This window comes from Streptosporangium sp. LJ11 (assembly GCF_051918945.1).
Classification (GTDB): Bacteria; Actinomycetota; Actinomycetes; order Streptosporangiales; family Streptosporangiaceae; genus Streptosporangium.
In genome coordinates this window covers 428,689-454,000 of sequence record NZ_JBPXMB010000001.1, presented here as the reverse complement: position 1 = coordinate 454,000, position 25,312 = coordinate 428,689, and the positions used below count along the sequence as shown (strand labels likewise).

Sequence of the window (25,312 nt, the reverse complement as noted above, 5' to 3'; positions counted from 1 at the left end):
ATCGGCGATTGACGCCGATCAACGGAGAGAGCGCTCTCAGATCAGGGTAGGTCCATTTCTTGATCGTTGGCCAGGGGGGCGGTGCGGTGCGTATGAGCCCGAGGGGGCATCGCCGTCCGGTGGAACGCCCTATTTTCTGCGCTTACGCCCTCTCGCCTGCACGTCTGTACTTTACCTATTCGTTACCAACGTGAAACATTGACTGCCGTGACGCAGCCCGTTACTTTTCGGTGAGAGAGCGCTCTCTCGTATCGGTCAGCTTCAGAGCCCGATTCCTCTCCCCGGAGGCACCCCCCAATGGATCCCTCGATCCGGACCACGGGTCCGGACAGTGCGCCCCCCCGTGAAGGACGACTCGCCCGGTCGGCGGCCCGCCTCAGGACTCGCCGTCGCCGCCTCGCCGCCGGTGTGGTCGTCGCGATGGTGGCCGGACTGCTCGGCCTCGGCGCCGCCCGCTCGGCCGAGGCCGCCACGGTCGGCGCCGGCAGCTACGCCGACACCCTCCCGGCCGGACGCTCGCTGCCGGCCGGCTGCGGTTCCATCTCCACCAACCCCCGCCAGTGGGTGACGGCCAACGCCCCCGCCGGGGCCGTGCCCACCAACGACTGGTGGTCGTCGATCCTCTACAAGAAGACCGACTGCGCGTACGGTGAGCCGCTCCACGCGCACCCGATCTCGTACGACACCTTCGGCAACGGTCTCGGCTTCTCCTACAACACCACCCCCGCCATCAGCGGCACCGCGACCGGCGTCGGCGAGTACCACTACCCGTACGTCGAGAACATCCGCGTCGGCGTCGCGGGCCTGAGCTCGCCGGACGTCAAGGTCGACGGCTGGAGCGACTGGACCGTCACCCCGTACTGGAGCGGCGCGGGCCGGACCATGAAGGCCACCATCGGGCACGGCCTGCCGTTCGCGTACTTCCAGGTCACCGGAGGCGACGCGCAGATCACCACCGCGGGCACCCCCACGGTGTGGTCCAACAGCGGCGCCACCATCGGCTTCACCGCCGGCGGCCGTGACTACGTCGCCTACGCGCCGACCGGCGCGACCTGGTCGGTGAGCGGCACGACGATCAGCTCCGCCCTGGCGGGCAGGGGCTTCTTCTCCGTGGCGGCGCTGCCCGCGGGCGGCGACCGCGCGGCCCTGGCGAGCACCTACGGCCAGTACGCGCACGCGCACGTCACCGGCACCCGGGTCTCGTACGCCTACAACCAGGCCGCGAGCTCGCTCACCACGACGTACGCCTTCACCACCACGGCCAGGCAGGGCAGCCAGACCGGCACGGTCATCGCGCTCTACCCACACCAGTGGAACCACCTGACCGGCTCGACGCCGCTGGCGCAGACGTACGTGTCGGCGCGCGGACCGATGAAGATCGTCACCGGTACGCAGTTCAGGACGACGATGAAGTACACCGGCGTGCTGCCCGAGATCCCCGCGGTGGCCGACAGCTCGGGCGCCGACCTCACCACGGTCACCAACCAGCTCAACGCCGAGCTCGGCAACCCGATGGACATCCGGGGCGACGACACCTACTGGACCGGCAAGGGCCTGGGCCGGGCCGCCCGCATCGCGGAGATCGCCGACCAGCTCAACCTGACGTCGGTGCGCACCGCCGCGCTGAACGCCATCCGCACCCGCCTCAACGACTGGTTCACCGCCTCACCGGGCAAGACCAGCCGGGTCTTCTACTACAACCCGAGCTGGGGGACCCTGCTCGGCTACCCGGCCTCGTACGGCTCCGACCTGGAGCTCAACGACCACCACTTCCACTACGGCTACTACATCGCCGCGGCCGCGACCCTCGCCAAGTTCGACCCCAACTGGGCGAAGACCAGCCAGTACGGCGGCATGGTGGACCTGCTGATCCGCGACGCCAACAACTACGACCGCAACGACACCCGCTTCCCGTACCTGCGCGACTTCGACATCTACGCGGGCCACGACTGGGCGTCCGGGCACGGCGCGTTCGGCTCGGGCAACAACCAGGAGTCGTCGTCGGAGGGCCAGAACTTCGCCAACGCCCTCATCCAGTGGGGACAGGCCACCGGCAACACCGCCGTCCGCGACGCGGGCATCTTCATCTACACGACCCAGGCCGCGGCGATCCAGGAGTACTGGTTCGACTCGCGCGACCAGAACTTCCCCGCCGCCTTCGGCCACAGCACGGTCGGCATGGTCTGGGGCAGCGGCGGCGCGTACGCCACCTGGTTCAGCGGCGAGCCGGAGATGATCCAGGGCATCAACATGCTGCCGGTCACCGGCGGACACTTCTACATGGGCGACAACCCCGCCTACGTGAACACCAACTACGCCGAGCTGGTACGCAACAACGGAGGCCCGCCCACGGTGTGGCGGGACATCCTCTGGCAGTTCCAGGCGCTGGGCAACGGTGACGCGGCCCTGGCGAACCTGCGCGCCGCCGGCGCCTACACCCCCGAGGAGGGGGAGAGCAGGGCGCACACCTTCCACTGGATCCGCAACCTGGCCGCCCTCGGCACGGTCGACACCTCCATCACCGCCAACCACCCGCTGGCCAAGGTGTTCAGCAAGAACGGGGCCCGCACCTACGTCGCGTCCAACATCACCGGCAGCGCGCTCACGGTGACCTTCTCCAACGGGACCGTGCTCAACGTCCCGGCGGGCAAGACGGTCACCTCCGGCGCCTTCACCTGGAGCGGCGGCAACGCGGGCGGCGGCACCACGAACCCCGACCCGACGCCCACGCCGACCCCGACGCCCACCCCGACCCCGACGCCCACCCCGGACCCGGGTGGCTTCACCGCGACGCGCTACCTGCAGAGCGGCGGCGGTCTGCCGGGCACGGCGGGCGCGGCGGGCAGCGTCACGGTGGCCGCCGCGAACGGCAACCACGACGGCGTGCCGACCAACGCCCAGGTCTTCACGGCGACCGGTCTCACCGCCGGCCACAACGGCGGCACCACCGCGTTCGACCTCTTCGTGGACGCGGGAACCTCGGTCGCCAACGGCACCCAGGTCCGGGTCTCCTACGACCTGACCGGCAACGGGAGCTGGGACAGGGTGGAGACCTACGCCTACTTCGCCACCGACCCGGTGACGGGCTGGGAGCACTACACGCAGGGAGCCGGCCCGCAGTCCTCCTCGGGAACGCTCGGCAACCTGTCGAACGGCCGGGTGAGGGTCGAGGTCTGGAACGCCATCGGCAACGGTGCCGTCAGCCTCGGCATCGGCAACCAGTCGACCGTGAGGCTGCCGTTCGGCTGACCCCCCTCAGCTGATCGGTGAAGGGACGGCCGGGAGCGTGAGCCCCCGGCCGTTCCCGCCTTCCCCGGGGGGCGGCGGCAGGCCGATCGGGTTCGAGGGCGGCATGATGCCCGACTCCAGGACGGCCATGGTCAGCGGGTGCAGCAGCAGGGCGAGCTCGGAGGTGCGCTCGTCTCCCAGGGCCCGCCAGGGAGCGGCCGCGGCCTCGTCGGTCAGCCGCTCGATCCGCTCGCGCTCCCGCGCGCCCTCGGCCGTCAGGAGGCCGGAACCGTCGACCCACCCGCGCTCGCGCAGCGCGGCGGCACCGGCCTCCCACTCCTCGTCGTCCCAGCGCCGTGCCAGACGCAGCTGGTCCATGTCCGTCTCGCCCGCCGCGACCTTGAGCAGGTGGGACTGGACGGGGGAGACGCCGTGGGCGACGAGGGCGGCCACGTGCCCGTCGCCCCGGTGCTCGCGCAGCGTGGTCGCGGCCTGCCAGAGCAGCAGGTGCGGCTCGTCGGGCGCGGGCAGCGCCTGGTTGGCCGCGCCGAGCACCCGGCCGGCGGTGTCGGCGAGCCCGGCGGCCTCCCAGGCGAGGTCCGCCGCCGCGCGCAGGTCGTCAGAGCCGGTCACCTTGTCGGAGAGCAGGTTCCGCAGTGCCGCTCCCGCCCCGTCGAGCCGGGCGCGCAGCACGTCGCCGGGGGTCGCGAACGTCCACGCGTCGGGGAGCGCCCTGGCGACCCTGGCCGGAGGGAAGCCGTGGAACGCCGCCGTGACGACGCCGGGGCCCACCGGCCCGAGCGGTGCCGCCCTGGCCGCGAAGTAGCCCATCCAGAAGCCGCGCATGCCGACCGCGTCGGCCGCCGCCCGAGCCTCGGGGGCGAAATAGGTGACGGCGTGCAGGGGCTCCAGTAACTGCCACATGACACGCGGAACGTTCGGTTCGGGCTCCGGCACGGTCTCACACCCCGTCTCGTGGATCCTGGCGGATCGGCTGTGCATGTACATACGGTACTCGGCGGAACGGCCGGACGATCTCTCGACGAGAGAGCCGCCATCTGGTCCGAACCCTGACCTGATCTGGGAAGACGGAGTCATCTCACCCGTCAGGTTGGGTCTTCTCAAGGGGGGACGGGCGGGTTATCAAGAGCTCAGGACGAACTGTGATTTCCGACATTTTCCCGCGCCGGCATCGCGGTCGCGTCCGATCGCCCAACCCCCGAGCCGATGGAGTACGGCATGCGTCAGTTACGAAGAGCGATGTTGCGGATCCTGTGTGTCATCGCGATGCTCACCGCGGGTATCACCGCGACGGCCACGGGCGCGCAGGCCTCCGTTCCCAACCGGTGGGGTTTCGCCGTGGTCAACGTGACCTCCGGCATTCCCGACGTCAACCACCAGGCGGGCAGCTGGGGGGTGGGCTTCAACGTCAGCGTCACTCCCGGCGGGGTCGGGCAGACGTTCGTGAAGTTCCCGCAGATCGCGATCACCGGCGGCGTGGTCCACGTCACGGCGATCTCCGAGACCGCCTACTGGTGCCAGGCGCAGAACTGGGGCCCGTCGGGCACCGACCTGGTGGTGGCGGTGCAGTGCTACCGGTACGGAGGGGCTCCGGTCTTCACCCCGTACAGCATCGTCTTCGAGCAGAGCACCGGCGTCCTGCCCGCGCCGCAGGCGTTCGGCTACGTGCACTACAACGGCGCCGCCATCGCCACCCAGTTCAACTCGGCCGGGGGCGTGAACACCGTCGCCGGGGGCGGGGGTGTCTGGACGGTCACCCTGCCCGGCCTGGGCTCGTCCGGTTTCGCCGGGAACCTCCAGGTCACCGCGGTCAATCCCAGCCAGCCCGCCCGCTGCAAGGTCGGCGCCTGGGCCCCGGGCGTGGGCGCGCAGGCGGTCCAGGTGCGCTGCCACAACGCGACGAACGTGCCGCTCAACACCGGATGGACGCTGACCTACCAGCGTGAGCGCGCCATCACCGGCGCGGCGATCCCGCCGAAGAACTTCGCCTACACCTTCGACACCACCCCGGCCAACCCCGGCCCGTACGCGCCGGTGCCCTCGGCTCTGAACTACAACTCCCAGGGAGGCACGAACACCATCCAGGTGGCGGGACCCGGCCAGCGCCTGGTGATCTTCCCGAGGGTCGGGGTCCTGAAGGACCAGGTCCAGGTCACCGCGTACGGTTCCGGCCCCGAGTTCTGCAACCTGCAGACCATCTGGAACACCAGCGGCAGCAACGCGTTCGTCCGCAACGTCATCTGCTACAACGCCACCACCCGCGTCGACCGGCAGTCGCTGGTCACCTACACCTCGGCCTTCTAAAAGGCCACCTCGGCCTCGCGAAGGCCGGGGCGCGGTACCGTCCGGTGTCCCGGGCGGTACCGCGCCGCTCACCTGAATGGACGTCCCTCTCCCGGGTAGCCGGAGACGATGGCGACTTATGGCTTTCATTCCTCACACGAGCAGATCCATCCGGCAGAGCTGCTGAAGGCGGTCACGCGGGCCGAGCAGGCGGGGTTCGGGGCGGCGATGTCGTCGGACCACTTCTCCCCGTGGAGCGAGCGTCAGGGGCAGTCGGGGTTCGCCTGGTCCTGGCTGGGCGCGGCGCTCCAGGCCACGAACCTGCCGTTCGGTGTGGTCAACGCCCCCGGCCAGCGCTACCACCCCGCGATCATCGCCCAGGCGATCGGCACCCTCGGCGCGATGTACCCCGGGCGCTTCTGGGCCGCCCTCGGCACGGGTGAGGCGAGCAACGAGCACATCACCGGCGACCGCTGGCCGCGTAAGGAGCTCCGCAAGCGGCGGCTGCGGGAGTGCGTCGACGTCATCCGGGCGATGCTGGCGGGGGAGGAGGTCAGCCACGACGGGCTGGTGACCGTCGACCGTGCCCGGCTGTGGACCCGCCCGGAGGTCCCCCCGAAGCTGGTCGGCGCGGCGGTGAGTGCCGAGACGGCCCGCTGGTGCGCGGAGTGGGCCGACGGCCTGATCACGGTGGGAGGGCCCGTCGACCGGCTGCGCGAGGTCGTCGGCGCCTACCGGGACGCCGGAGGCAAGGGCAAGGTGGCGCTCCAGGTCCACCTCAGCTGGGCCGAGAGCGACGACGAGGCGATGGCCATCGCCCACGACCAGTGGCGGAGCAACGTCTTCTCGCCGCCGGTCAGCTGGGACCTCGAGACCGCCGAGCTCTTCGACGTGGTCTCCGCGGACGTCTCGCCGGAGAAGGTGGCCGAGGCCGTCAACGTCTCCTCCGACCTCGGCTGGCACGCCGCCAGGATCAACGAGTACGCGGACCTGGGCTTCGAGGAGATCTACCTGCACCACGTGGGCCAGGAGCAGGCCGCCTACATCGACGCCTTCGGCGCGAAGGTGCTTCCCCAGCTGCGCTGACGGATGCCTCTCCCGCCTCCCCGGCCGCGCTGACGTCGCGCCGACGTCGGCGCGCGGCCGGAGGGGGCGGTACGGACGGCGTCCCGGCCGGAGGGGGCGACGGCGCAGGCGAATTTCCGGCTGGAGGGGACGACGGCGCGGGCGGATTTCCGGCCGGGGAGGTTGAACGGTAAGGGCGGGTGCCCGGCCGGTGACCGGCCTCTTCAGCCGCCGGAGGCCATGGCACGAATCGGATCTTCCTCACTTCTCGCGACATGTGATGGAAACAATTCGGGAGGAATCAATTCACAGACGTAGGTGAATGTTCTACATTTGTCATGGGAGCGCTCCCATCAGAAGGAGGCGCAGTGTCTCTCCAGCACGACTCATCTGCGGCGTCCCTCGAGGTCGCCCACGAGTACGAAGGCGAGTGCCTGCTGCCCGCCGTTCCCACGAGCGTGCGCGACGCCCGCTCGCTGGTCCGCCGGGAGCTCTCCCTGTGGGGTGCGGACGATCTGATAGACGACTGCATGCTGATCGTCAGCGAGCTGGTCACCAACGCCGTCAGGTACGGCGGCGCCGCGTGCGCGCTGCGGATCCGGGGCGGCGGGAGCTTCGTCCGCGGCGAGCTCTTCGACCCGGGGGAGGGGGCTCCCCGCGTGTGCGCCCGCGACATGGAAGCCACCGGCGGCCGGGGCCTCCAGATCGTCGACTCCCTCGCCGACGACTGGGGTGTCGCCCATCCTCCCTCCGGAGGAAAGATCGTCTGGTTCGTCCTGGGTCTCCCCGCCCCCGCCCACCTCCGTCCCGCCGTCGCCCCGGTCCTGCAGTTCAAGTAGGCGCGTGCCGGGAGGCGCCCGATCGTCCGGCGCGCCCGGTGTCACCCGGCCCGGGATCGCGTGGCCGTCCGGGGCCCTGAGAGGTCCGCGGGCAGGAAGCGGGAAGGCGCCTGAAGAGGCGGACCGGGAAGGCGCCGGAAAAGGGGAAGCGCCGGAAGGGCGGCAGCGCCTGAAAAGGGAGGGCGCCGGGAGGCCGGAAAGGGCCTGAGCGGTCACGTCCGCCGGAAGCGGGCTCCCCGGCATCCGGTGTCACGGCGTCACGGTGTCGCGGTGACCCGGTGGTGATCGCCGCCGGGGGTGGGTGTGCCGCCGTGCCGTCCGGCCCCGTAGTGTGCGGGACGGCCACCCCTCATGGAGAGAAACGCATCGCCCATGACGTACGACCACACCCGCCGCGCCTGCTACACCGGATATGTCACCCAGGCCATCGTCAACAACCTGGCCCCCCTGCTGTTCATCGTGTTCCAGACCCGCTACCAGCTGCCTTTGGAGATGCTCGGGCGCCTGGTGCTGCTCAACTTCGCCACCCAGCTGGTCACCGACATCGTGGCCGTGCGGTTCGTGGACCGGACCGGTTACCGCGTCCCGCTGGTGCTGGCTCACATCCTGTCGGCGCTGGGGCTGGTGCTGCTGGCGGTGGCCCCGGCGGTGTCGCCCTCCCCGTACCTGGGACTGTGCGTCGCGATCGTCGTCTACGCCGTCGGCGGCGGCCTGCTGGAGGTGCTCGTCAGCCCCGTCGTGGACGCGCTGCCCAGCCCGCAGGAGGGCAAGGCCGCGGCGATGAGCCTGCTGCACTCCTTCTACTGCTGGGGGCAGGTCGCGGTGGTGGCGGGCAGCACGCTGCTGCTGGCCTGGATCGGCCAGGACGCCTGGCAGGTCCTGCCGGTCGCCTGGGCGCTCGTCCCGCTGGTCAACATGGTGGCGTTCCTGAGGGTGCCGCTGCCCGCGACCGTGCCGGACGAGCACCGTACCTCCCTGCGGGCGCTCTTCGGGGCCCCCGCCTTCGCCGCCGTCGTCGTGCTGATGCTCTGCGCGGGCGCGGCCGAGCTGACCATGTCGCAGTGGTCCTCCCTCTTCGCGGAGGAGGGGCTGGGCGTCTCCAAGGTGTGGGGCGACCTGGCGGGCCCGTGCCTGTTCGCGGTCCTGATGGGGATCGGCCGCATCGTCTACGGCCTGTGGGGCGAGCGGATCCCGCTGGTACCCGCGATGGCCTCGTGCGGCGCGCTGGCGACCGTCTGCTACCTCGTCGTCTGCCTGTCCTCCGACCCGGTGGTCAGCCTCGTCGGCTGCGCGGTGTGCGGCCTGGCCGTCAGCCTCCTGTGGCCGGGGACCTTCAGCCTCGCCGCGGCCCGCTTCCCCCTCGGCGGCGCGGCCATGTTCGGCGTGCTGGCCGTCTTCGGTGACGCCGGGGGCGCGGCCGGCCCCTGGATCGCCGGGGCCGCCGCGGACGCCTCCGCCACCGCGAGCGGGTTCCTGTCCACCCTGTCGGCCGCGCTCCCCGGCGACGGCGGCTCCGGCCTGCGCACCGGCATCCTCGTCGCCACCGCCTTCCCGCTCGCCGTCGTCGCCCTCACCCTCGCGTACGGCATCCGGGCGAGGGGCGCGGCAAGCACAGCGGGTACGGCGGGTACGGCGGCAGACGGGACGCCCGATGAGGCGGCGGGCGGGGTGGAGCGTCCGATCGGCGGGTGAGCCGGATGGGACATCGGGGCATGACATCCCCTTTTCATGGGCACCTCGTATCCCAGCGACACCGCACACTCGAGGAGCGTTCCACCATGACCCCGGCACCCATGGACTCTCCGGTGAGGGCCGGGTCCGCTGAAGGCGCGGACGGGACGCCGGGGGGCGGGCCCCCGGAACACTCGGCCTGGGCGGGGGAGGCCGGAATTCCGGAGCGCGCGGCCGTGACGGCGGGGGCCGGGACCCTGGAGCGTGCGATCGAGGCGATACCGCTGGTGGATCATCACGTCCACGGCGCCCTGGACGGCGACCTGCCGCGGAGGCGGTTCGAGGAGCTGATCACCGAGTCCGACCGGCCGGTGCCCGGCTGGATGACCCAGTTCGACTCGCAGCTCGGTTTCGCCGTCCTGCGGCACTGCGCGCCCGTCCTCGGTCTCGACCCGCACCCGGACCCGGAGACCTACCTCGCCCGCCGCGCCGAGCTCGGGGCCGGGGAGGCGAACCGGCGCCTGCTGGCCGCTGCCGGGGTCGGTCACTTCCTCCTGGAGACCGGCTACGGGGGAGAGGAGATCCTCGGCCCGGCGCCGATGGCGGCCCTCACGGGGCGGCCCGTCGAGGAGATCGTCCGCCTGGAGTCGGTCGCCGAGGGAGTCGTCGCCGAGGGGACCGACGCCGCCGGGTTCGCCGCCAGCTTCGAGGCGGCCCTGTGGGAGCGCAGCCGTACGGCGCGCGGCCTGAAGAGCGTCGCCGCCTACCGGTACGGGCTCGACCTCGACCCCGCCCCGCCCGCCCCGGCCGAGGTGACGGCGGCGGCCGGACGCTGGCTGCGCGAGTCCGAGCGGACCGGGACGATCCGCGTCGACGACCCGGTGCTGCTGCGCCACCTCATCTGGGCGGGCATCGAGCGCGGGCTGCCGCTCCAGTTCCACGTCGGATACGGCGACCCCGACCTCGACCTGCGCCGTTCCGACCCCCTGCTGCTGCGCGGCCTCGTCGAGCTCGCCGAGCCCAGGGGCGTCCCCCTGCTCCTGCTGCACTGTTACCCGTACCACCGCAACGCCGGTTACCTCGCCCAGGCCTACCCGCACGTCTACCTCGACGTCGGGCTGGGGGTGAACCACACCGGGGCGCGCAGCGTGGCCGTGGTGGCCGAGAGCCTGGAGCTGGCGCCGTTCGCCAAGATCCTCTTCTCCTCGGACGCCTGGGGCCCCGCGGAGCTCCACCACCTGGGCGCCCTGCTCTGGCGCCGCGCGACGGCCCGGGTCCTCGGGGGGTTCGTCGCGGACGGCGAGTGGAGCGAGCCGCAGGCGATCCGGGTCGCCACCATGATCGGCGCTCGGAACGCCCGCCGCGTCTACGGCCTCGGAGAGACCGGGTGACCGGCCCCGAGGCCGGCGACGAGAACGACCATCACGTACGACGAGAACGGCGCCCATGTCACCCACGTACCACCGGAACGGCACCACGCACAGCCAGAGGGAGATCCATGATCGGCACTCACGTCCGCACACTCGCCGCACCCGCCGAGGAGGACGCGTGAGGGGCAACCGCGACGCCCGCCTGCTCGGGGGGCGGCGATGAACGAGATCCACGAGCGGCTCCGCGCCGCTCTGCACGCCGAGCTGCCCGCGGCCTTCCAGCTGCGGCGGGAACTGCACGCCGAGCCGTGCGTGTCGGGAAAGGAGGAGCCCACGCTCAAGCGCGTGCTGGACGCGCTGCCCGAGGGTGACGCGACGGAGCGGGTGGCCGGGACCGGCGCGCTCCTTCGCGTCGGCGGCGAGGGCCTGGCCGTCGGGGTGCGCGGGGAGCTGGACGCCCTGCCGATCCGGGAGGAGACGGACGTGCCCTGGGCCTCGCGCAACGGCTCCATGCACGCCTGCGGCCACGACGTGCACCTCGCGGCGCTGGTGGCGCTGACCAGGGCGGTCGACCGGGTACGGGCGCCGGCGCCGATGGTCGCGGTGCTGCAGCCGCGCGAGGAGACCCACCCCTCCGGTGCTCGCGACATCGTCGCCTCCGGCGCGCTCCGCAGGAACCGGGTCGGCGCGATGATCGCGGCACACGTCCAGCCGGTGCTCGGCGCCGGCGAGACGGCCTGCACACCCGGCGCGGTCAACGCCTCCTCCGACGAGTTCACCGTCACCGTCCGGGGACAGGGCGGGCACGCGGCCTACCCCCACCTGTCCCGCGACTCGGTCCTGGCGCTCGCCCAGATCATCGTGGCCGCGCAGCAGCTCGTCAGCCGCGACGCCGACCCGATGACGCCGACCGTGGTCACCTTCGGGACCGTGTCGGCGGGCAGCGCCCCCAACGCGATCCCGGGGCAGGCCTCCGCCCGGGGCACCCTCCGCACGATGTCGGAGTCGTGGCGCCACCAGCTGCACCACCGCTTCCGCGAGGTCGCCGAGGGCGTCGCCCGCGTCCACGGCTGCGAGGCGGAGGTGCGGATCACGAACGGGGAGCCGGTGCTCGTCAACGACGCCCGCCTCGCCGAGGAGACCGGCTGCATCCTCGTCGACGTCGCCCACCACATGCCCGCCACGCTGCGCTCCTGCGGTGCCGACGACTTCGCCCACTTCGCGTCGGTCGTGCCGTCGCTGATGCTGTTCGTGGGCACCGACACGGCGTCGGGACTGCACAGCCCGTACTTCCTGCCCGGAGACGAGACCGTGACGGCGGTCGCCGAGAGCCTGCTCGCGGCCTACCTCGCCGCCACGCGGGTGATCGGCGCGGGCGGCTGAGCAGGCGTTTCGCGCTGGTGACGGCAATCACGTGCCTCACCCTCCGGACCCGGGGCGCATCGGCGTGAGCAGCGCCGTGGCCTGCGGGGCCGTCAGCCGCCCGGCGGATCCTTCCTGAGCAGGCCCTCGATCACGGGAAGGAGCCGGTCCGCGTACCGGGCGGGCGCGGGCGGCTGGTCGAACGGCCTGGGCCCCTCCGCCGCCTCGTGCGGCGTCACGCCCGTCGCCCACAGGTCGGAGGAGGTGTGGGCGGCGGTCAGTATCCCGTGGCGGGGTCGATCACTCCCTCCAGCGGGCGGCCCGCGCGCAGGTTGCCCACGTTGCGCTCGACCCGCTCGCAGAGCATCCGCGCGACGTACTCGGCGGAGTCGGCGGAGTGCGAGGTGATGAGCACCCGTGGGTCGGCCCACAGGGGGTGCCCGTCGGGGAGCGGCTCGGGATCCGTCACGTCCAGGCCGGCGGCGGAGATCGTTCCCGCGCCGAGGGCCTCGACGAGCGCGCCGGTGTCGATGTGCGCGCCGCGGGCGACGTTGACGACGACGGCGTGTGGCGGCAGCAGCGCCAGCTGGGCGGCGCCGACGACATGCCTCGTCTCCGGCGTCAGGGCGAGAGCCAGCACCAGGATGTCGGTCTCGGGAAGCACGGCGGGCAGGGCCGAGGGCGGCAGCGTCTCCGGTGTCTCCGGCGTCTCCGGCGTCTCCGGTGTCTCGTCGGCGCCCTCGGCCTTCCCGGGGTGGCGACGGATCACCCGGATCCGGCACCCGAACGGCCGCAGGAGGCGGACGAGCTCGGTGGCTATGCCGCCGCCGCCGAGGATCGTCACCCGCCGGCCGTGCAGCGACCGGGGCTCCACCGGACACCAGCCGGGCGTCCGCGCCTGGCGGGAGAGGCCGCGCAGACAGGCCAGCGTCAGCATCAGCGCGTGCTCGGCGACCTGCCCGGCGAACGACCCCTTGGCGCAGCTGAAGACCACGGGGCGGTCGAACACCCCTGATGACGCGAACCTCTCCACTCCCGCCCAGGGGAACTGCACCCACCCGATCCGGGGGTGGGCGTCCAGCGTCGCCACGAGCAGCTCCGGCTCGCCGGGAACGAGCCACACCAGGCCGTCGGCGTCGGCGAGCGGGACGTTGGCCCCGCCGCCGCGGGACACGGCCTCCTCGATCCCGAGCCGTAGCCGGTCGAGATCGACATCGGCGGAGTCGGGCTGCCCGGGGGACGTCCTCGCCTCCGCGGAGGGTGCTATCGCGATGCGGGCTTCCACGAACGACATTCTGTCGTAGATCGCCTGTGGCGTATCGCCGGTCCGAGGACGGCCCCGCCTCGCCGGAGGCCGCACAGCCGGCCACAACCCGGATCGTCGTGCATGTCGCAGAGGACGCGGAGAACCAAGGCCGAAGAACACGAAGGAGTGAGCGGCCAGGACCACACAGCAGAGATCACAGAGAACAGGCGGACGGCATCAAAGGTCAGAGATCGAATGAGTAGCGTAAGTAGTGCCGGGCCGGCTGAATGAGTAATGACTGCTCTACCTGCACAGGCCACCGGTTACCGATGCTGGGGACGCAAGAGTCGGTTCCCGATCGGGAGAAGGAAACGAGATGACGGTGCAGGACATGGTCCTACAATCCACGACGCCGCCATTCCGCGAACGGACAGCTCAGCCCCGCCGAATATCGGCGACACCAAGTCCTCAGGCCCATTCACGAAGACGACTGCGCTGTCGTGCAGCCGAAAGCCCTGATGTGTCCATCAAAACGGGGCAACTCCACCTCCGTTTGCATGGCCCGTTCGTGCGGCAGTGGTTCGGCGCCGATCCTGAGCGGACGAGCCGAGAGGTTCTGCGCTCCTCGGCATTCCGGCGCTGGAAGGATCGCGCGTTCTCGCGACGAAAGGGAAGGCGATGAGGGGCACCGTCATCACAGGTCCCCGGCGGCTCGGCGTGCTGCTGGTGGCGTCTGTCGTCGCCGTCGTGGGCGTCACGCTCGAGGCGACCGTCCTCGCGCTCCCGGCCCAGGCCGCGGTCACCTTCAACGTCAACAGCTTCGACGACCGTCGTGACACCAACCTCGCTGACAACGTCTGCCTGACCTCAGCCGGAAACTGCTCCCTGCGGGCGGCGATCCAGCAGGCCAACGCGACCGCGGGCGCGGACACGATCCATTTGCAGGGCGGCACCTACCGGCTGGGTTTCGCCGGTGGAGTGCAGCAGTCGGCCGCCACCGTCGACCCCGCGGAGCCGGCCGGCCGCCCGAGCTCCCGGGACCTGGACATCACCGACAGCGTGACGATCCTCGGGGGGGCCACGCCCAGCGGAACCGGGTCCACCGTCAACGGTGGTCGGTTCAGCAGCGTGTTCGAGGTCGACAACGTGTCGGCCGTCGTCGACATCCGCAACCTGACGGTGACCAACGGCGGCGAGGAGGAGCATTCCAGCTTCGGCAGCGGCGGCGGCCTGCTGATCCGGGCCGGATCGGTGTCGCTGACGCGAGTGACCGTGCGTGACAATGTCACGACAGAGCAGGGCAGCGGCATCGCCAACGCGGGGCGACTGAACCTGCTCGAGAGTACCGTCGACAACAACCGCAACCTGTCCAGCTTCGGTGGTCGAGGCGTGACCGCCGAGGGCGGCGGCATCCACAACTTCAGCACCGGCTCGGTCACCATCGACCGCAGTACGATCAGCAACAATTTCTCGTTGCGCGGCGGCGGTATCACCAACAATTTCGGTCAGATGACGATCAGCAACAGCACCATCACCGGCAATACCGCGCGCAACAGCGGCGGGGGAATCCTCAACCGGGGTTACGGCACCGGACCGAAGGGCACACTCAACATCGGGTTCTCGACGATCGTGGGCAACCAGGCCAACGTGTCCGGGGCCGACGACGAGAAGTTGGGCGGCGGGATCGCCAACGCCGGCGGTCAGGTCAACATGGGCGGAACGATTCTGGCGGGGAACACCGACAACCGCTCCCACTTCGATGCCTCCTTCACTCCTGACTGCCACAGTCTTGACGCCTTCCGGTTCACCTCGTTCCGCAACAACGTGATCGGGCTCCTCACCGGAACGTGTGTCGTCCGCGACACGTTCTGGGGCGAGAGCCTGAACTTCGACCGGGTCAGCCGGGATCCCGCCGCCCCGCTCGACCCGCGGGTGGGCGCCATGGCGCAGAACGGCGGGACGACCACGAACCGGCCGCCGCTCAGCGGCAGCCCGGCCGTGGACTTCGCCGACTCGGGTACCTCCGGCGCGCTGTTCAACTGCCCCGCGACCGACCAGCGAGGCGTCTCCCGCCCCCGCGACGGTGACGCCAACGGCTCGGCCGTCTGCGACACCGGCTCGGTCGAGATCGGCTGAGACCGGACACCACGCACGCCGGTCCGAGGCGGCCCACCGGCTGCGGCGGACCGGCCTTGGCCACCGTCCGTGCCGGCCCCGGACCAGCTCAGCGTCATCAAGCCCGGCGGCGGTGCGCCGCCGGGCCGTTCCTCGATCCCGGTGTACGAGAACCTGCGCCGACCGCTGGACGGCAGCGTGTTCGTCGAGACATCGAAGGAGGCGATGTCACCTACCGCGAGGACGCCTCGCGGGCGCGGATCGGCGCCGCGCCCCCGATCGTGGCGAGCCCGCGCAACCCGGCCATCGGCCTGGCCCGTCCGATCGGCTGGACCGACATCGCCGCCACCGACCACTACCGCAGCCACCCGGAGGACGTGTTCCAGCTACTCGGTCTCACAACATGAGAACGCTTCAGCCCTGCTTCCGGAAGTGACACGGGAATTGACCGGTACCACGTGCGCGTGGGAAAAGCCGGGTCGCGGACACGTGACGCATTCGACGACCTCGCCCGGCGCGAACCGATCCGATCGCGGGGCGGTGACCTGGAGAAACCTTCGTCCACGACGACGGGACTCCGGGAGCGCTACATTTTCCTGGGGAAGACGGGGCGTTTCTGGAGGGCGGATCGTTTTGGGCAGAGGAACGATCATCGGTGGCCGATACGAGTTGGATCCCACGTCGCGTCGCTCCGGCGGAATGGGAGAGGTCTGGTTCGGCTACGACAAACGCCTGGATCGGCAGATCGCCATCAAATTCATCAAAGCCGACAGGTTTCCCGATGGTCGCCGGGACGAGGAACTGGTCAGGCGTTTCGTACGCGAGTCGCGGATCACCGCCCGGCTGGAACACCCCGGAGTGCCGACCATCTACGACTGCGGGCCGCACGGTGACGACCTCTACATGGTCATGCAACTCGTCAGGGGGTGTTCCGTCGCGACGCTGCTCGACGAGACGGAGGTGCCCGTGGCCTGGGCCGCGGCGATCGCCGCCCAGGTGTGCTCGGTCCTGGCCGTGGCCCACGCCAACTCTCTGGTCCACCGCGACCTCAAACCGGGCAACCTGATGCTCTGCCCCGACGGCACGGTCAAGGTCCTCGACTTCGGCATCGCCGCCGCGCTCGCCCCCACGGACACGACGAACCTCACGAGGACGGGCGAGGTGCTCGGCACCCCGGCCTACATGGCGCCGGAGCAGGCCATGGCCGGGACCGCGGGACCACGGAGCGACCTCTACTCCCTCGGCGTGATCCTGGACGAGATGCTCGCCGGGAACAACCAGTTCGCCGCGCCCACCCCGCTGGCCTCGATGCGCAACCACACCGACGCCGCCCCCCGGCCGTTGCGCGCGAGACGGCAGGACGTCCCCGAGGGGCTGGAACGGCTCGTCCTGCGGCTGCTCGCGAAGACACCCGAGGAGCGGCCGGCGAGCGCGGACGTCGTCTACGAGCGGCTGCTCGACTTCTGCCGCGAGCTGCCGCCCTTCACCGGCTACGTCGACCTGGACGCGTCCCACTCGGTGCGCATGTACGCCACCGTCCTCGGACGGATCTCCTCCACGCGGGCCGACGACCGGCGGCCCTCCCATCCGGTACGGCCGGCGCGGATCAGGCGTGCCACGGGACTGGTGCAGATCGAGCGGGCCGACATCGAGCGCGCTCGCAAGGAGGCCGATCTTCTCAAGGCGGAAGCCCGTTTCGGCCAGGCGGCGGACCTCCTGGCCGAGGTGGTCGGGCCCGCCGCGGGCTCCTTCGGCTCGACGAGCTCCGCCGTGGTCGACCTGCGGATCGAGCTCGCCGAGGCCCTCTTCCTGGGCGGTGACTACCGCCGGGCGGCGCCCGAGTTCCAGCGGCTCGCGGCCGACGTCGCCAGGGTGGAGGGGCCGGGCAACAACCTCGCCCTGCGGTGCCGGTTGATGGAGGCGGGGTGCCACGCGGCGATCGGGGAGACGAACCTCGCCCTGACCCAGCTCCGGCGGCTGCTGGCCGACGAGAGGCGGTTCGGCGCGGGAGAGGAACGGATCCTGGAGATCCGGCGCCAGATCGGGATGGTGGAACTCGACGCGGGCAACAAGGGGCGGGCCAAACGGCTGCTCGGCGAGCTGCTGCCGGACCTCGAACGCAGATACGGCCCGTACCACCACAACGCCGGAAAGGTCCGCGCGATCCTCCAAGGGCTCTCCGACCGCTGACGGGCTCGCCGGCCAGGGTGTCGTCACCGGGCTGCGACGACGCGGGGAGAAGGTTCACGGAATCGCGCGGCGCGGGCCTCCGGCGATCAGGAGCATGACTCGTCCGCGGATCGATCGTTGAAGCGATCGCGGACGCGTTCCCTCAACGGCTGGTGCCCGATGAGTCGTGGGAGTCGTTCGAGCGAGTGGTCCCGCCGGTGCCGACGCGGCCGCGAGGTGGCGGGTGGCACCGCCTGCCGATCGCGTCCTGAGATCGGCTCATACGCCTCGAAGGACACCGGCCGGCAGGTAAGGGGAGGTGACTCGGACGGTCCAGCCCCGGCGGCGGGCATGGCAGGCCAGCGCCAGGATGTCGAGGTTGATCGCGGCTTCGAGATCGTCCGCGCGGGTGGCGACGCTGTAGTGATCACGGTGTGCCTCGAGGGCGTCGAGGAGGGCCAGGTTGAAGCTTTCCTCGTCGCCTTCGACCAACTGGGAGAACAGCACCGCCGGTGGTGGGAGGAAGCCCCAGTTCTTCGCCTTCCGGCAATCGAGCAGCGCGCGGTCGGTGGCGGGTTTCGGCTCGACGCCGCGCAGGTAGTCGTGGAGAGCGCGGCGGTAGGAGGCGAAGGCGGAGGCGTCGTCGCGGAGGACGGCGGCGCCGGCCAGGACGACGGGGGCCAGGTCCTCACGATCACCGGTGATCAGGGCGAAGTTCATGGCGGCGTCCCAGAGGCCGGGCTCGGCATCGTCGTGGGCGGGCACGGTGAGAGTGCGGTCGTCGACCGTCATCTCAACGTCGGTGCCCGGCTCGGCGAGGGCGGCGCGGAACAACGCGGCGCCGAGTCGGGAGGCAAGGCGCAGATTCTTCCGCTGCGGGTCTGTGACGTCGGCCGACAGCGAGGCACGTGCTTGGAAGAGACGCCTCTGGTGTCCCATCGCGTGCCCCAGTTGCCAGGGCCGCAGGGGGTCTCCGGCCGCCGGTGTGATGGCTTCCCGGGTGTACTGCTCGAACAGGGCCTCGCTCTCCGGATCGATGGGCCGCGGACTCTCGGGCCGCCGCACTGTCACGGGTCCGGCGACCAGTTCGGCGACCGCGTCCGAACGCCGGTTACGGCCGTACTCCTGCACCCGTGGCCCCCGGGTCTCGAATCCGGTCACCAGCGCGCGCGGGAGATAGCCGGTTTCGATCATCGGCGGCTAGCCGTGCCGGTGGTGGGCGAGGGCGGCGAGAGCGAGCGGGAGGAGAGGAAGCAGAGTACGGGGCCTGGCGCGATGGGGCCTGGTGCTGTGGGAGAGGAGCAGGTTGACCAGTTCCGCGCGGAAGGTCTCCGGGTCCTCGGCGCTCAAGGCACGCAACGCGCGGAGCGCGATGCCGTGCGGGTGATCGACGAGGCTTGCGCCGAGCTCGCCGGCCAGGGCGCGCACCCGGCCCAGCGCCGCGTCGATCGCGGTCAGCCGCTGCTCCCCGGACGGCGGAAAGTCCGCCTCGTCGTCCCCGGTATCGCCGATGACGTACGCCATCAAGCCGTTGATGAGCTCGACGGCCGGACGCCCGGCCCCGCCCCGCTGAGGAGCCTGGCGGGCGAAGTGGAACGCCTCTCCATGCCATTGGGCCTTGTCCGCCAGGACCGCCAGGCAGAACGCGTCGAGCCACTCGTCCGCGGTGATGGACGTCCGGCGGCCCTCGGGTTCGCGCTCGTAGCTGATTCCGAAGTTGGCGTAGTTGAGAAAGACCTGGAAGGGGGCGATCGGGTAGTACGCGGCGTAGGCCACGGCGCCCGCGGCGGCCTCGGTGGCGTCGTCCAGAGCCGCCTTGGCCTCAGGAGTGTCGAGATCGGGCGTCTCGACCGAGAGCGCTCCGAGATAGTCCAGGAACTCGTGCGAGATCAGCGACCATTCCTCATCGGTCACCGGCCCGGCTTTCGACATGGAGTGGACCATCCCGCCGATCCTGTTCGGGAAATCCTCGCGGGCCGCCGCGACCACGTCTTCACCCACCTGGTGACGCTCGATCCGCACTTCCCACCTCCGTGCCCTGGTGTAGTCCCACAGCTTGGCGGGAAGATCGACGACTCCGCAAATCAGGCGACAGGGGACCCAAGGCCGCGCGGATCCTCGATACCACCGATCAGTTCGTACGGGTGTTGGGGAGGTGCTCTCCCAGATAGCCGATCCAGATCTTGCCGGTGGCGCCGCCGGAGTCGTCGTGGAAGTACATCCGGGGCGCGGGGTAGCCGACGGGCCGGAGCTTGACGTGGGACTCCATCAGGACCTGCCCGCCCGGGTTCACCTCGGACGGGACGGCGAAGGTCCGGCGGTCGCTGAACTTGGCGCGGGTGACCACGCTCTTCGACTCGCGCATGGACAGCATCCCGGTGGGGATGGTGAGGCGACCGGAGGAGCCGTGGGAGCACCACTCGTAGAAGCCCCCGGAGAACTCCCCGCCGGACCGCGCCCTCGCGAAGTCCTCCAGGGCGCGCAGGGAGTCCCACGCCTTCGCCGCCCACGTACGCGAGTGGGCCGGGTGGGCCAGGTCGAGCCGGGCGGCGGCGCCGTCGGTGTCGCCGACGACGATGTGGCGCAGGCTCTCGCGGGCCTCGATCAGGACCGCGACCAGGCTCGCGGGTTCGAAGACGGGGCTCTCCTCGGGCACGCCGTACACCGGCTGGCCCGCCGCGGCGAGCCGGCCCTCCAGCCAGCGGACCCGCTCGGTGAGCTTCCTGGCGCTCGTGACGGTCTCGGCGTACTCCTCGGTGAGCAGCCGGTACTCCTCGCGAAGGCTCCCGGTGTCGGCGGCCGGACGGTCGCCTCCCTCGTCCGCGAGGGGGGCCTCGCCGCGCCGTTCCGCGACGATGTCACGCAGGCCGGAAAGGTGCGCGCGGAGCGTGTGGAGCTCGCGGAGAACCCTGGCGAGGTCACCGGCGGAGGCCTGTGACGACGTGGCGAGTCCGAGCGCCGTGTCCAGGTCACCGCGCAGTTCCTTGACCACCATGTCCGCCACCACCTGGGCGATCTCCTCCACCCCGGAGAGCGGGCCGCCGCCCCCGGAGAGGGCCTGCCCGTTCCTCTCGTTCTCTCCGGTCTCCTCCTTCTTCCCGGTCTCCTTCCCCTCCCTGTTCCCCGTGTTCCCCGTGTTCCCCGTGTTCCTTGTGACGACGGCGGCCTCCTCCGAGGGAGGCGGCCCCTGCTTCCCGGCGGAGACCGCGCCGGCCGCGCCGGTTCCGCCGGCCGGGGCGGGCGCCGGGCGCCGGGTCATGGCCATCATCCGCCGTCGTAGCTCCTCACGGGCGGAGTCGGTCTTCGCGGGCCGGCGCGCGGCCTCGGCGATCTCGCCCAGGTCGGCGCGTCCGGCGAGCACCCGGTAGACGACGTGGAGCGTCCGCTGGACGTCCGCGGGAAACTCACGATGGACGGTGTCGCCGACCGCTCCGACGACGATCCGGTCCAGGGCGGCGTCACCCTGGTCCCGGATCATGGCGGCGCCCATGGGCGGGTGCCTGCGGGGGTGGCGTTCCTCGGCGGGGTCGAAGGGGGCGAGGTAGGTGCGGATCCCGCCGCCGAACACGCCCAGTTCCTTGCCCATCGCCTTGTTGAACCGGTTCTGGGCGCGCAGGTCGGCCAGCCGTACCACCAGGCCCGCGCCGGTGACCGCACCGGCCAGATAGTCGGCACGGGCCCGCGCCGCCTCCGGGTTCTGGGGGTCCACGGAGAGAACGAGGATCGGCATCCTCCGGCGGGGTTCGGTCATCACGGGGACGAACCGGTCCATGCCCTCCTCGTCGAGGACCACCGGGCCGTCCTCCACCTGGATGCCGCCGTCGCTGATGCGCGCGGTGCGCAGGTACGCCGGGAGGAAACCGGGCACGCTCACCACGGCCGGTTCGTGCCGCTCCCGCCGTTCCCGCCGCTCCGGTTCGCGCCTTCCGCGCCGGTACGGTTCCCGCCGCTGACGTTCCGGTTCGCGCCCCTCGTGCCGGTCCACGGTGACGATGACCCACCCGGTCATGCCCGGCACCGATTCCGTGTAGGTCACCCGGGTCCGCAGGTGCCCTTCCCCGTGCGGCTCGTCCAGCGTGTAGCGGCCGCAGTCACCGCGCCGTTCCATCGTGAGCCGTGCCCGGCCGGCCTCGGCCTCGACCATCGCCCGCGCCGCGCCCGGCGGCGGGAACCCCTTCCGCTCGACCCACTCCGAGAAGGTGCGGCGCAGCCGGATCGAGATGGGGGCGGCGGGGTCGCGCAGCACCGCCTGATATAACCGCGTCACGTTCGACGCCATAGTCACGACACCTCATATGTCATCAACCTGGGGGATGTACGGCTCACGTCCGATAAATGGACGCCAGTCATACGGGGTTGGATGTCAGCCGGGCTCCGCCGGTTCCAGCGGCCGGGCTTTGTGTACCATAAATGGTGTTTAGTGCTGAATTAAGCTCGTATAAGACATAAATCGGGTTCAGTGGCCGGGGTGCTGCCGCGATCGGCCGACTTCGTCGCACCCCAGTGTGCCGACGTGCCGGCCTGGTGTCGCGGTCTTTCCTCGAGATCACCGCTCGGCCGCCGTCCAGGGCGGCCGGCCTCTCCGGGCGACGGGAACCCGTCCGGCTGTTTCCGCGGGGCGGGCGATTGGCGGCGTACCGGGGCGCGTGGCCCGGCCGGATGAAGGCCGCCCGTCCGGGGTGCCCCGAATCGGGGTGGCCGACTATTGGTGAAAATTCATTAATGCGATGTTTTGTGCATCATGTTCGTTGTTTAGCGGGCTGAAGGATCGCTTGTTCGACGAGCCGTCGTCCGACCCGTGACATGCCGCACGAGCCTCCAGGCGTAGGCGGGCCCGCTCAGGAAGCGCCTCACGCCCCCGATCCCGTAGCCGGGATGGTCGCCGTGCCGGGGAATGCCACAGGGCCGTACCGTCCGGGACGGCCCTGTGGGCTGGGCTCCAAGCCGTTCACTGGTGAGGGGCGGCGCCGTTCCAAGCGCACGGCAAATCGCCCGTGGCACTCTCCGCCGGAGCGGCGAAAGGTCCGCGGGGACGGTGGCCGGAATCCATCCCACGGGCTCAGGCCCGGATTTCGCGCACCGCCTCACGTTCGTGGAGGGAGTTCGATGCGGGTATCGAAGATGGTTCTGGCGGTCGCGGTCGCCGGGATGGTGGCCGGTGCGGTGGCGGTGCCGGTTCAGGCGGCCGGTGCGGTGGGTGTCGCCGTGGCCGGGGCGGGGGTTTCGGTTCATGACGGGGAGAGCGTCTACCGGGGGTTGATCCTGGGGATCGGGCCGGTGGCCGAGAGGTTCCCGGAGATCGTGCGTCCGGCCGGTGGGGTGACGGCCAGGCAGGAGGAGTTCGCCTCGGCGGTGGTGGCGGCGGTCTCGAGGAGGGACCCGGCGTTCCTGGCCTCGTTCGGCCGGGAGATGACCAGTGGTGACCGGGTCCGGATCGACCGGGCCTTCACGGCGGCGCAGAACATCACCCGCGACGTGCTGGCCGAACGGTTCGGCTTCAAGGCCGACTCCTCGGCCGTCGACCAGGCGGCCGGCCTGGCGTTCTTCGTGTACATGGTCTATCTCGGCAACGTCTACGAGATCGTCAACGTGTACAAGGTCGCCAACGCGGTCCGCGAGTCCAATGTCTACGAGATCGAGAACTGGACCGAGTCCCTGGTGAGCAAGGACCTGGCCCGGCTCGATCGCGAGCGTTTCGTGGACCTCGTCGCCGAGCGGCTCGCCGCCTGATCTCCGGCTCCCGGGCACGGTTCCACGCCGGACCCCGGCGCGGAACCGGACCCGGCCCTACGAATCCACGGAGATTCCGTTGACCGAAAACGCCATGGCGAGGCGCCTCGGACGGGCACTCGCCGGCATCGTCGCCTTCTGGGGATCAGTGATCTTCTACGTGGTGCACACCCAGCTGCCGAGCAACGCCCTGTCGCTTCCGGGGCAGGAGCAACTGAGGCTGACCATCACCACTCTTACCCCGCAAGGATGGGCGTTCTTCACCAAATCGCCGCGCGAGCCGCAGATCGGCGTATGGCAGACCGCGGGCACGGGTGGCTGGCGGGACGCGCGGCTCGGCCCGCACTCCGAACCGCGCAACGTGCTGGGCTTCAACCGGCGGTCCCGGGCACAGGGCCTGGAGCTGGGCATCATGCAGACCTCGGTCCCCGCCGGCGGGTGGGCGTCGTGTGACGGCGGCGACGTCGCCTCGTGCCTCGAACGCGTCCCCAGCGCCGTGACGATACGCAACATCGCGCCCAACCCCATCCACTGCGGCTCGATCGGCCTGGTCCAGCGCGAGCCGCTGCCGTGGGCGTGGGCCGGGAGCGGCACGGCCATGCCCGCCAAGGTCGCCCGATTGGAGGTCACATGCTGACCAGAGCCGGTCTGGCCGTCGCACGCCTCGCGCGGGTGTCGCCCTGGACGAACGTGTACGGCCTGGCCCGTACCCTGATGGCGCTCGGCACGCTGGGAACGATCCTGTTCAGTCACAGCACCTCGCTCTTCCGCCCCGCGCAGGGAATGCCGGACTTCCCCAACTGCTCGGGCATCGCCCGGTTCGGCATCTACTGCGTGGTCCCCGGCGACCAGCTGGAGGTCGCCCGGTTCCTCTCGATCGGCCTGCTGCTGCTCGTGGTCATCGGCTGGCGCCCGCGGTTCACCGCCCTGGGGCACTGGTGGGTCACGGTCAGCCTGATGGCCTCGGCCACCATCCCCGACGGGGGCGACCAGATCAGCGCGGTCATCACCCTGCTGCTGCTTCCCGTCGCGCTGCTGGACGGGCGCAGGTGGCACTGGGGCCCGCCCGTCGACGTGAGTGACCGCCCGGTCCGGTCGTTCTTCGCCTGGACGACCTTCTTCGTGATCCGCCTGCAGGTAGCGGGCCTCTACTTCCAGGCGTCGGTGGCCAAACTGAGCCACGCGGAATGGGCCGACGGCACGGGACTGTGGTACTGGCTCAGCGACCCGTTCTTCGGCATGCCGGGCTGGACCAAGCCCTGGCTCACCCCGATCCTGGTCAACCCGATCGGTGTCACCGTGATGACGTGGGGGCCGCTCGCCATCGAGCTCGCGCTCGCGTTCGGAATGATCGCTCGCCGGCCGGTCCGGCCGTACCTGCTGGCCGCGGGGGTCGCCTTCCACATCTCGATCGGCCTGCTCATGGGCCTCGGAAGTTTCATGTTCGCGATGATCGCCTGCCTGGTGCTCCATCTGCGCCCGGTCGACGTCCCGGTCCGGCTGCCCCGCCGCTCGCGGGTCTCCGCCCGGCTCGACCGCGTACGGGCGGTGTGGCCGGCCCTCGCCCGCCGTGCGGGCGCGACCGCGCCGGCCGCTTCCGGAATCACGGGTGCGACGGCCGTCGTCCCCGTCCCCGTCGCCGTTCCCCCCGTCCCCCTTCCTGTTCCCGGCGCGGTTCCCGGTCCGGCCGTTCCCGCTCCGGCGCACGCCGGTCCGGCGGCTCCCGTGAGGCACCCGTGACGCCCGCCGGAACGCCCGCCCCCTTCCTGGTCTACGACGGCGACTGCGGATTCTGCGCGAACGCGCTGCGCGCCCTGCGCCGCGTCCTCCCGGACTGGCCGGAGACCTTCGCCTGGCAGACCCTCGACCTCGCGCACCACGGGCTCTCACCGGAACAGGTGGCCAGGGCCGCGTGGTGGATCGAGCGGGGCAGGGCTCCGGCCGGTGGCGCGCGGGCCTTCGCCGCGCTGCTCGTCTGGCAGCGTTCCCGCGGGTGGCGCGTGCTCGGGAGGCTCCTGTCGGTCCCCCCGGTGTCCTGGGCGGCCGAACCGGTCTACGCGGTGGTGGCCCGGACGCGGCACCGCCTGCCCGGCGGCACCCCCCTGTGCTCGGTACGCGGGGACACCCCGCGACGGCGGGCCGGTCCGGCGGCGAGGCCGGCACCGGGAGACGGCTCGCGCCGCGAAGGACGGTCATGACCGAGCCGGACGCCT

Annotated in this window: 20 protein-coding genes; 14 read left to right on the top strand and 6 right to left on the bottom strand. The window is 71.2% G+C overall.

The window, feature by feature from the left end; genetic code table 11:
- Positions 1-420: 420 nt before the first annotated feature.
- On the top strand, positions 421-3,249 hold the full coding sequence (locus tag ACTOQ3_RS02040) for a glycosyl hydrolase (protein ID WP_440081656.1): 2,829 nt from the start codon (positions 421-423) through the stop codon (positions 3,247-3,249).
- 6 nt (positions 3,250-3,255) lie between these two features.
- Here the strand turns inward: ACTOQ3_RS02040 and ACTOQ3_RS02035 are convergent, their stop codons facing one another.
- On the bottom strand, positions 3,256-4,152 hold the full coding sequence (locus ACTOQ3_RS02035) for an SCO6745 family protein (RefSeq protein WP_440081654.1): 897 nt from the start codon (positions 4,150-4,152) through the stop codon (positions 3,256-3,258).
- 315 nt (positions 4,153-4,467) lie between these two features.
- Here ACTOQ3_RS02035 and ACTOQ3_RS02030 point away from each other — a divergent pair, with 315 nt between their 5' ends.
- The 6 genes from ACTOQ3_RS02030 (at position 4,468) to ACTOQ3_RS02005 (ending at position 11,860) form a co-directional block, all read left to right on the top strand.
- A complete protein-coding gene (locus ACTOQ3_RS02030) occupies positions 4,468-5,553 on the top strand; it encodes a hypothetical protein (RefSeq protein WP_440081653.1) in 1,086 nt (361 codons plus the stop codon).
- A gap of 108 nt (positions 5,554-5,661) precedes the next feature.
- Complete coding sequence (locus ACTOQ3_RS02025; protein WP_440081651.1) at positions 5,662-6,618, top strand: TIGR03885 family FMN-dependent LLM class oxidoreductase; 957 nt, start codon at positions 5,662-5,664, stop codon at positions 6,616-6,618.
- Positions 6,619-6,965: 347 nt separating this feature from the next.
- Positions 6,966-7,436: an ATP-binding protein gene (locus ACTOQ3_RS02020; RefSeq protein ID WP_440081650.1), complete on the top strand. Its 471-nt coding sequence runs from the start codon at positions 6,966-6,968 to the stop codon at positions 7,434-7,436.
- Between the two features lie 372 nt (positions 7,437-7,808).
- A complete protein-coding gene (locus tag ACTOQ3_RS02015; RefSeq protein WP_440081648.1) occupies positions 7,809-9,128 on the top strand; it encodes an MFS transporter in 1,320 nt (439 codons plus the stop codon).
- Positions 9,129-9,214: 86 nt separating this feature from the next.
- Positions 9,215-10,498, top strand: a complete 1,284-nt coding sequence (locus ACTOQ3_RS02010; RefSeq protein ID WP_440081647.1) for an amidohydrolase family protein — start codon at positions 9,215-9,217, stop codon at positions 10,496-10,498.
- A 198-nt stretch (positions 10,499-10,696) separates the two neighbouring features.
- On the top strand, positions 10,697-11,860 hold the full coding sequence (locus ACTOQ3_RS02005) for a M20 metallopeptidase family protein (RefSeq protein WP_440081646.1): 1,164 nt from the start codon (positions 10,697-10,699) through the stop codon (positions 11,858-11,860).
- A gap of 92 nt (positions 11,861-11,952) precedes the next feature.
- Here ACTOQ3_RS02005 and ACTOQ3_RS02000 read toward each other — a convergent pair whose 3' ends face one another.
- Positions 11,953-12,078 carry a hypothetical protein gene (locus ACTOQ3_RS02000; protein WP_440081645.1) on the bottom strand — a complete coding sequence of 42 codons (126 nt, stop codon included), beginning with the start codon at positions 12,076-12,078 and terminating at the stop codon, positions 11,953-11,955.
- A 38-nt stretch (positions 12,079-12,116) separates the two neighbouring features.
- The gene (locus ACTOQ3_RS01995; RefSeq protein WP_440081644.1) at positions 12,117-13,124 is read right to left on the bottom strand and encodes a D-isomer specific 2-hydroxyacid dehydrogenase family protein; all 1,008 of its coding nucleotides are present in this window, start codon (positions 13,122-13,124) and stop codon (positions 12,117-12,119) included.
- 639 nt (positions 13,125-13,763) lie between these two features.
- Here ACTOQ3_RS01995 and ACTOQ3_RS01990 point away from each other — a divergent pair.
- The 3 genes from ACTOQ3_RS01990 (at position 13,764) to ACTOQ3_RS01980 (ending at position 17,390) form a co-directional block, all read left to right on the top strand.
- Entirely contained in the window at positions 13,764-15,221 is a 1,458-nt protein-coding gene (locus tag ACTOQ3_RS01990) for a choice-of-anchor Q domain-containing protein (protein ID WP_440081643.1), read from the top strand.
- Positions 15,222-15,481: 260 nt separating this feature from the next.
- A complete protein-coding gene (locus ACTOQ3_RS01985) occupies positions 15,482-15,607 on the top strand; it encodes a hypothetical protein (RefSeq protein WP_440081642.1) in 126 nt (41 codons plus the stop codon).
- A gap of 292 nt (positions 15,608-15,899) precedes the next feature.
- Positions 15,900-17,390 (top strand): protein kinase domain-containing protein, encoded by a 1,491-nt coding sequence (locus tag ACTOQ3_RS01980; protein WP_440081641.1) that lies wholly within the window; start codon positions 15,900-15,902, stop codon positions 17,388-17,390.
- Positions 17,391-17,648: 258 nt separating this feature from the next.
- Here ACTOQ3_RS01980 and ACTOQ3_RS01975 read toward each other — a convergent pair whose 3' ends face one another.
- From ACTOQ3_RS01975 to ACTOQ3_RS01965, 3 genes are all read right to left on the bottom strand, one after another.
- Entirely contained in the window at positions 17,649-18,563 is a 915-nt protein-coding gene (locus tag ACTOQ3_RS01975) for an immunity 49 family protein (protein ID WP_440081640.1), read from the bottom strand.
- A gap of 6 nt (positions 18,564-18,569) precedes the next feature.
- Positions 18,570-19,391, bottom strand: a complete 822-nt coding sequence (locus ACTOQ3_RS01970; RefSeq protein ID WP_440081639.1) for an Imm49 family immunity protein — start codon at positions 19,389-19,391, stop codon at positions 18,570-18,572.
- A 109-nt stretch (positions 19,392-19,500) separates the two neighbouring features.
- Positions 19,501-21,636, bottom strand: a complete 2,136-nt coding sequence (locus ACTOQ3_RS01965; RefSeq protein ID WP_440081638.1) for a hypothetical protein — start codon at positions 21,634-21,636, stop codon at positions 19,501-19,503.
- An 839-nt stretch (positions 21,637-22,475) separates the two neighbouring features.
- Here ACTOQ3_RS01965 and ACTOQ3_RS01960 point away from each other — a divergent pair.
- The 4 genes from ACTOQ3_RS01960 to ACTOQ3_RS01945 all read left to right on the top strand — a co-directional run bounded on the left by ACTOQ3_RS01960 (position 22,476) and on the right by ACTOQ3_RS01945 (position 25,297).
- Positions 22,476-23,099 (top strand): hypothetical protein, encoded by a 624-nt coding sequence (locus ACTOQ3_RS01960; RefSeq protein WP_440081637.1) that lies wholly within the window; start codon positions 22,476-22,478, stop codon positions 23,097-23,099.
- A gap of 79 nt (positions 23,100-23,178) precedes the next feature.
- Positions 23,179-23,736, top strand: a complete 558-nt coding sequence (locus ACTOQ3_RS01955; protein WP_440081636.1) for an SdpA family antimicrobial peptide system protein — start codon at positions 23,179-23,181, stop codon at positions 23,734-23,736.
- Entirely contained in the window at positions 23,730-24,839 is a 1,110-nt protein-coding gene (locus ACTOQ3_RS01950) for a sporulation-delaying protein SdpB family protein (protein WP_440081635.1), read from the top strand. Before ACTOQ3_RS01955 ends, ACTOQ3_RS01950 begins: the two co-directional genes overlap by 7 nt.
- A complete protein-coding gene (locus ACTOQ3_RS01945; RefSeq protein ID WP_440081634.1) occupies positions 24,836-25,297 on the top strand; it encodes a thiol-disulfide oxidoreductase DCC family protein in 462 nt (153 codons plus the stop codon). Before ACTOQ3_RS01950 ends, ACTOQ3_RS01945 begins: the two co-directional genes overlap by 4 nt.
- The last annotated feature ends 15 nt before the right edge of the window (positions 25,298-25,312 follow it).

Excerpts from the sequence above, each read along its gene's own strand:
- ACTOQ3_RS02010 (WP_440081647.1), top strand. The coding sequence starts at position 9,215 with ATGACCCCGGCACCCATGGACTCTCCGGTGAGGGCCGGGTCCGCTGAA.
- ACTOQ3_RS02005 (WP_440081646.1), top strand. The coding sequence starts at position 10,697 with ATGAACGAGATCCACGAGCGGCTCCGCGCCGCTCTGCACGCCGAGCTG.
- ACTOQ3_RS02030 (WP_440081653.1), top strand. The coding sequence starts at position 4,468 with ATGCGTCAGTTACGAAGAGCGATGTTGCGGATCCTGTGTGTCATCGCG.
- ACTOQ3_RS01990 (WP_440081643.1), top strand. The coding sequence starts at position 13,764 with ATGAGGGGCACCGTCATCACAGGTCCCCGGCGGCTCGGCGTGCTGCTG.
- ACTOQ3_RS02040 (WP_440081656.1), top strand. The coding sequence starts at position 421 with ATGGTGGCCGGACTGCTCGGCCTCGGCGCCGCCCGCTCGGCCGAGGCC.
- ACTOQ3_RS02025 (WP_440081651.1), top strand. The coding sequence starts at position 5,662 with ATGGCGACTTATGGCTTTCATTCCTCACACGAGCAGATCCATCCGGCA.
- ACTOQ3_RS01975 (WP_440081640.1), bottom strand. The coding sequence starts at position 18,563 with ATGATCGAAACCGGCTATCTCCCGCGCGCGCTGGTGACCGGATTCGAG.
- ACTOQ3_RS02015 (WP_440081648.1), top strand. The coding sequence starts at position 7,809 with ATGACGTACGACCACACCCGCCGCGCCTGCTACACCGGATATGTCACC.
- ACTOQ3_RS01960 (WP_440081637.1), top strand. The coding sequence starts at position 22,476 with ATGCGGGTATCGAAGATGGTTCTGGCGGTCGCGGTCGCCGGGATGGTG.
- ACTOQ3_RS01950 (WP_440081635.1), top strand. The coding sequence starts at position 23,730 with ATGCTGACCAGAGCCGGTCTGGCCGTCGCACGCCTCGCGCGGGTGTCG.
- ACTOQ3_RS02035 (WP_440081654.1), bottom strand. The coding sequence starts at position 4,152 with ATGTGGCAGTTACTGGAGCCCCTGCACGCCGTCACCTATTTCGCCCCC.
- ACTOQ3_RS01980 (WP_440081641.1), top strand. The coding sequence starts at position 15,900 with ATGGGAGAGGTCTGGTTCGGCTACGACAAACGCCTGGATCGGCAGATC.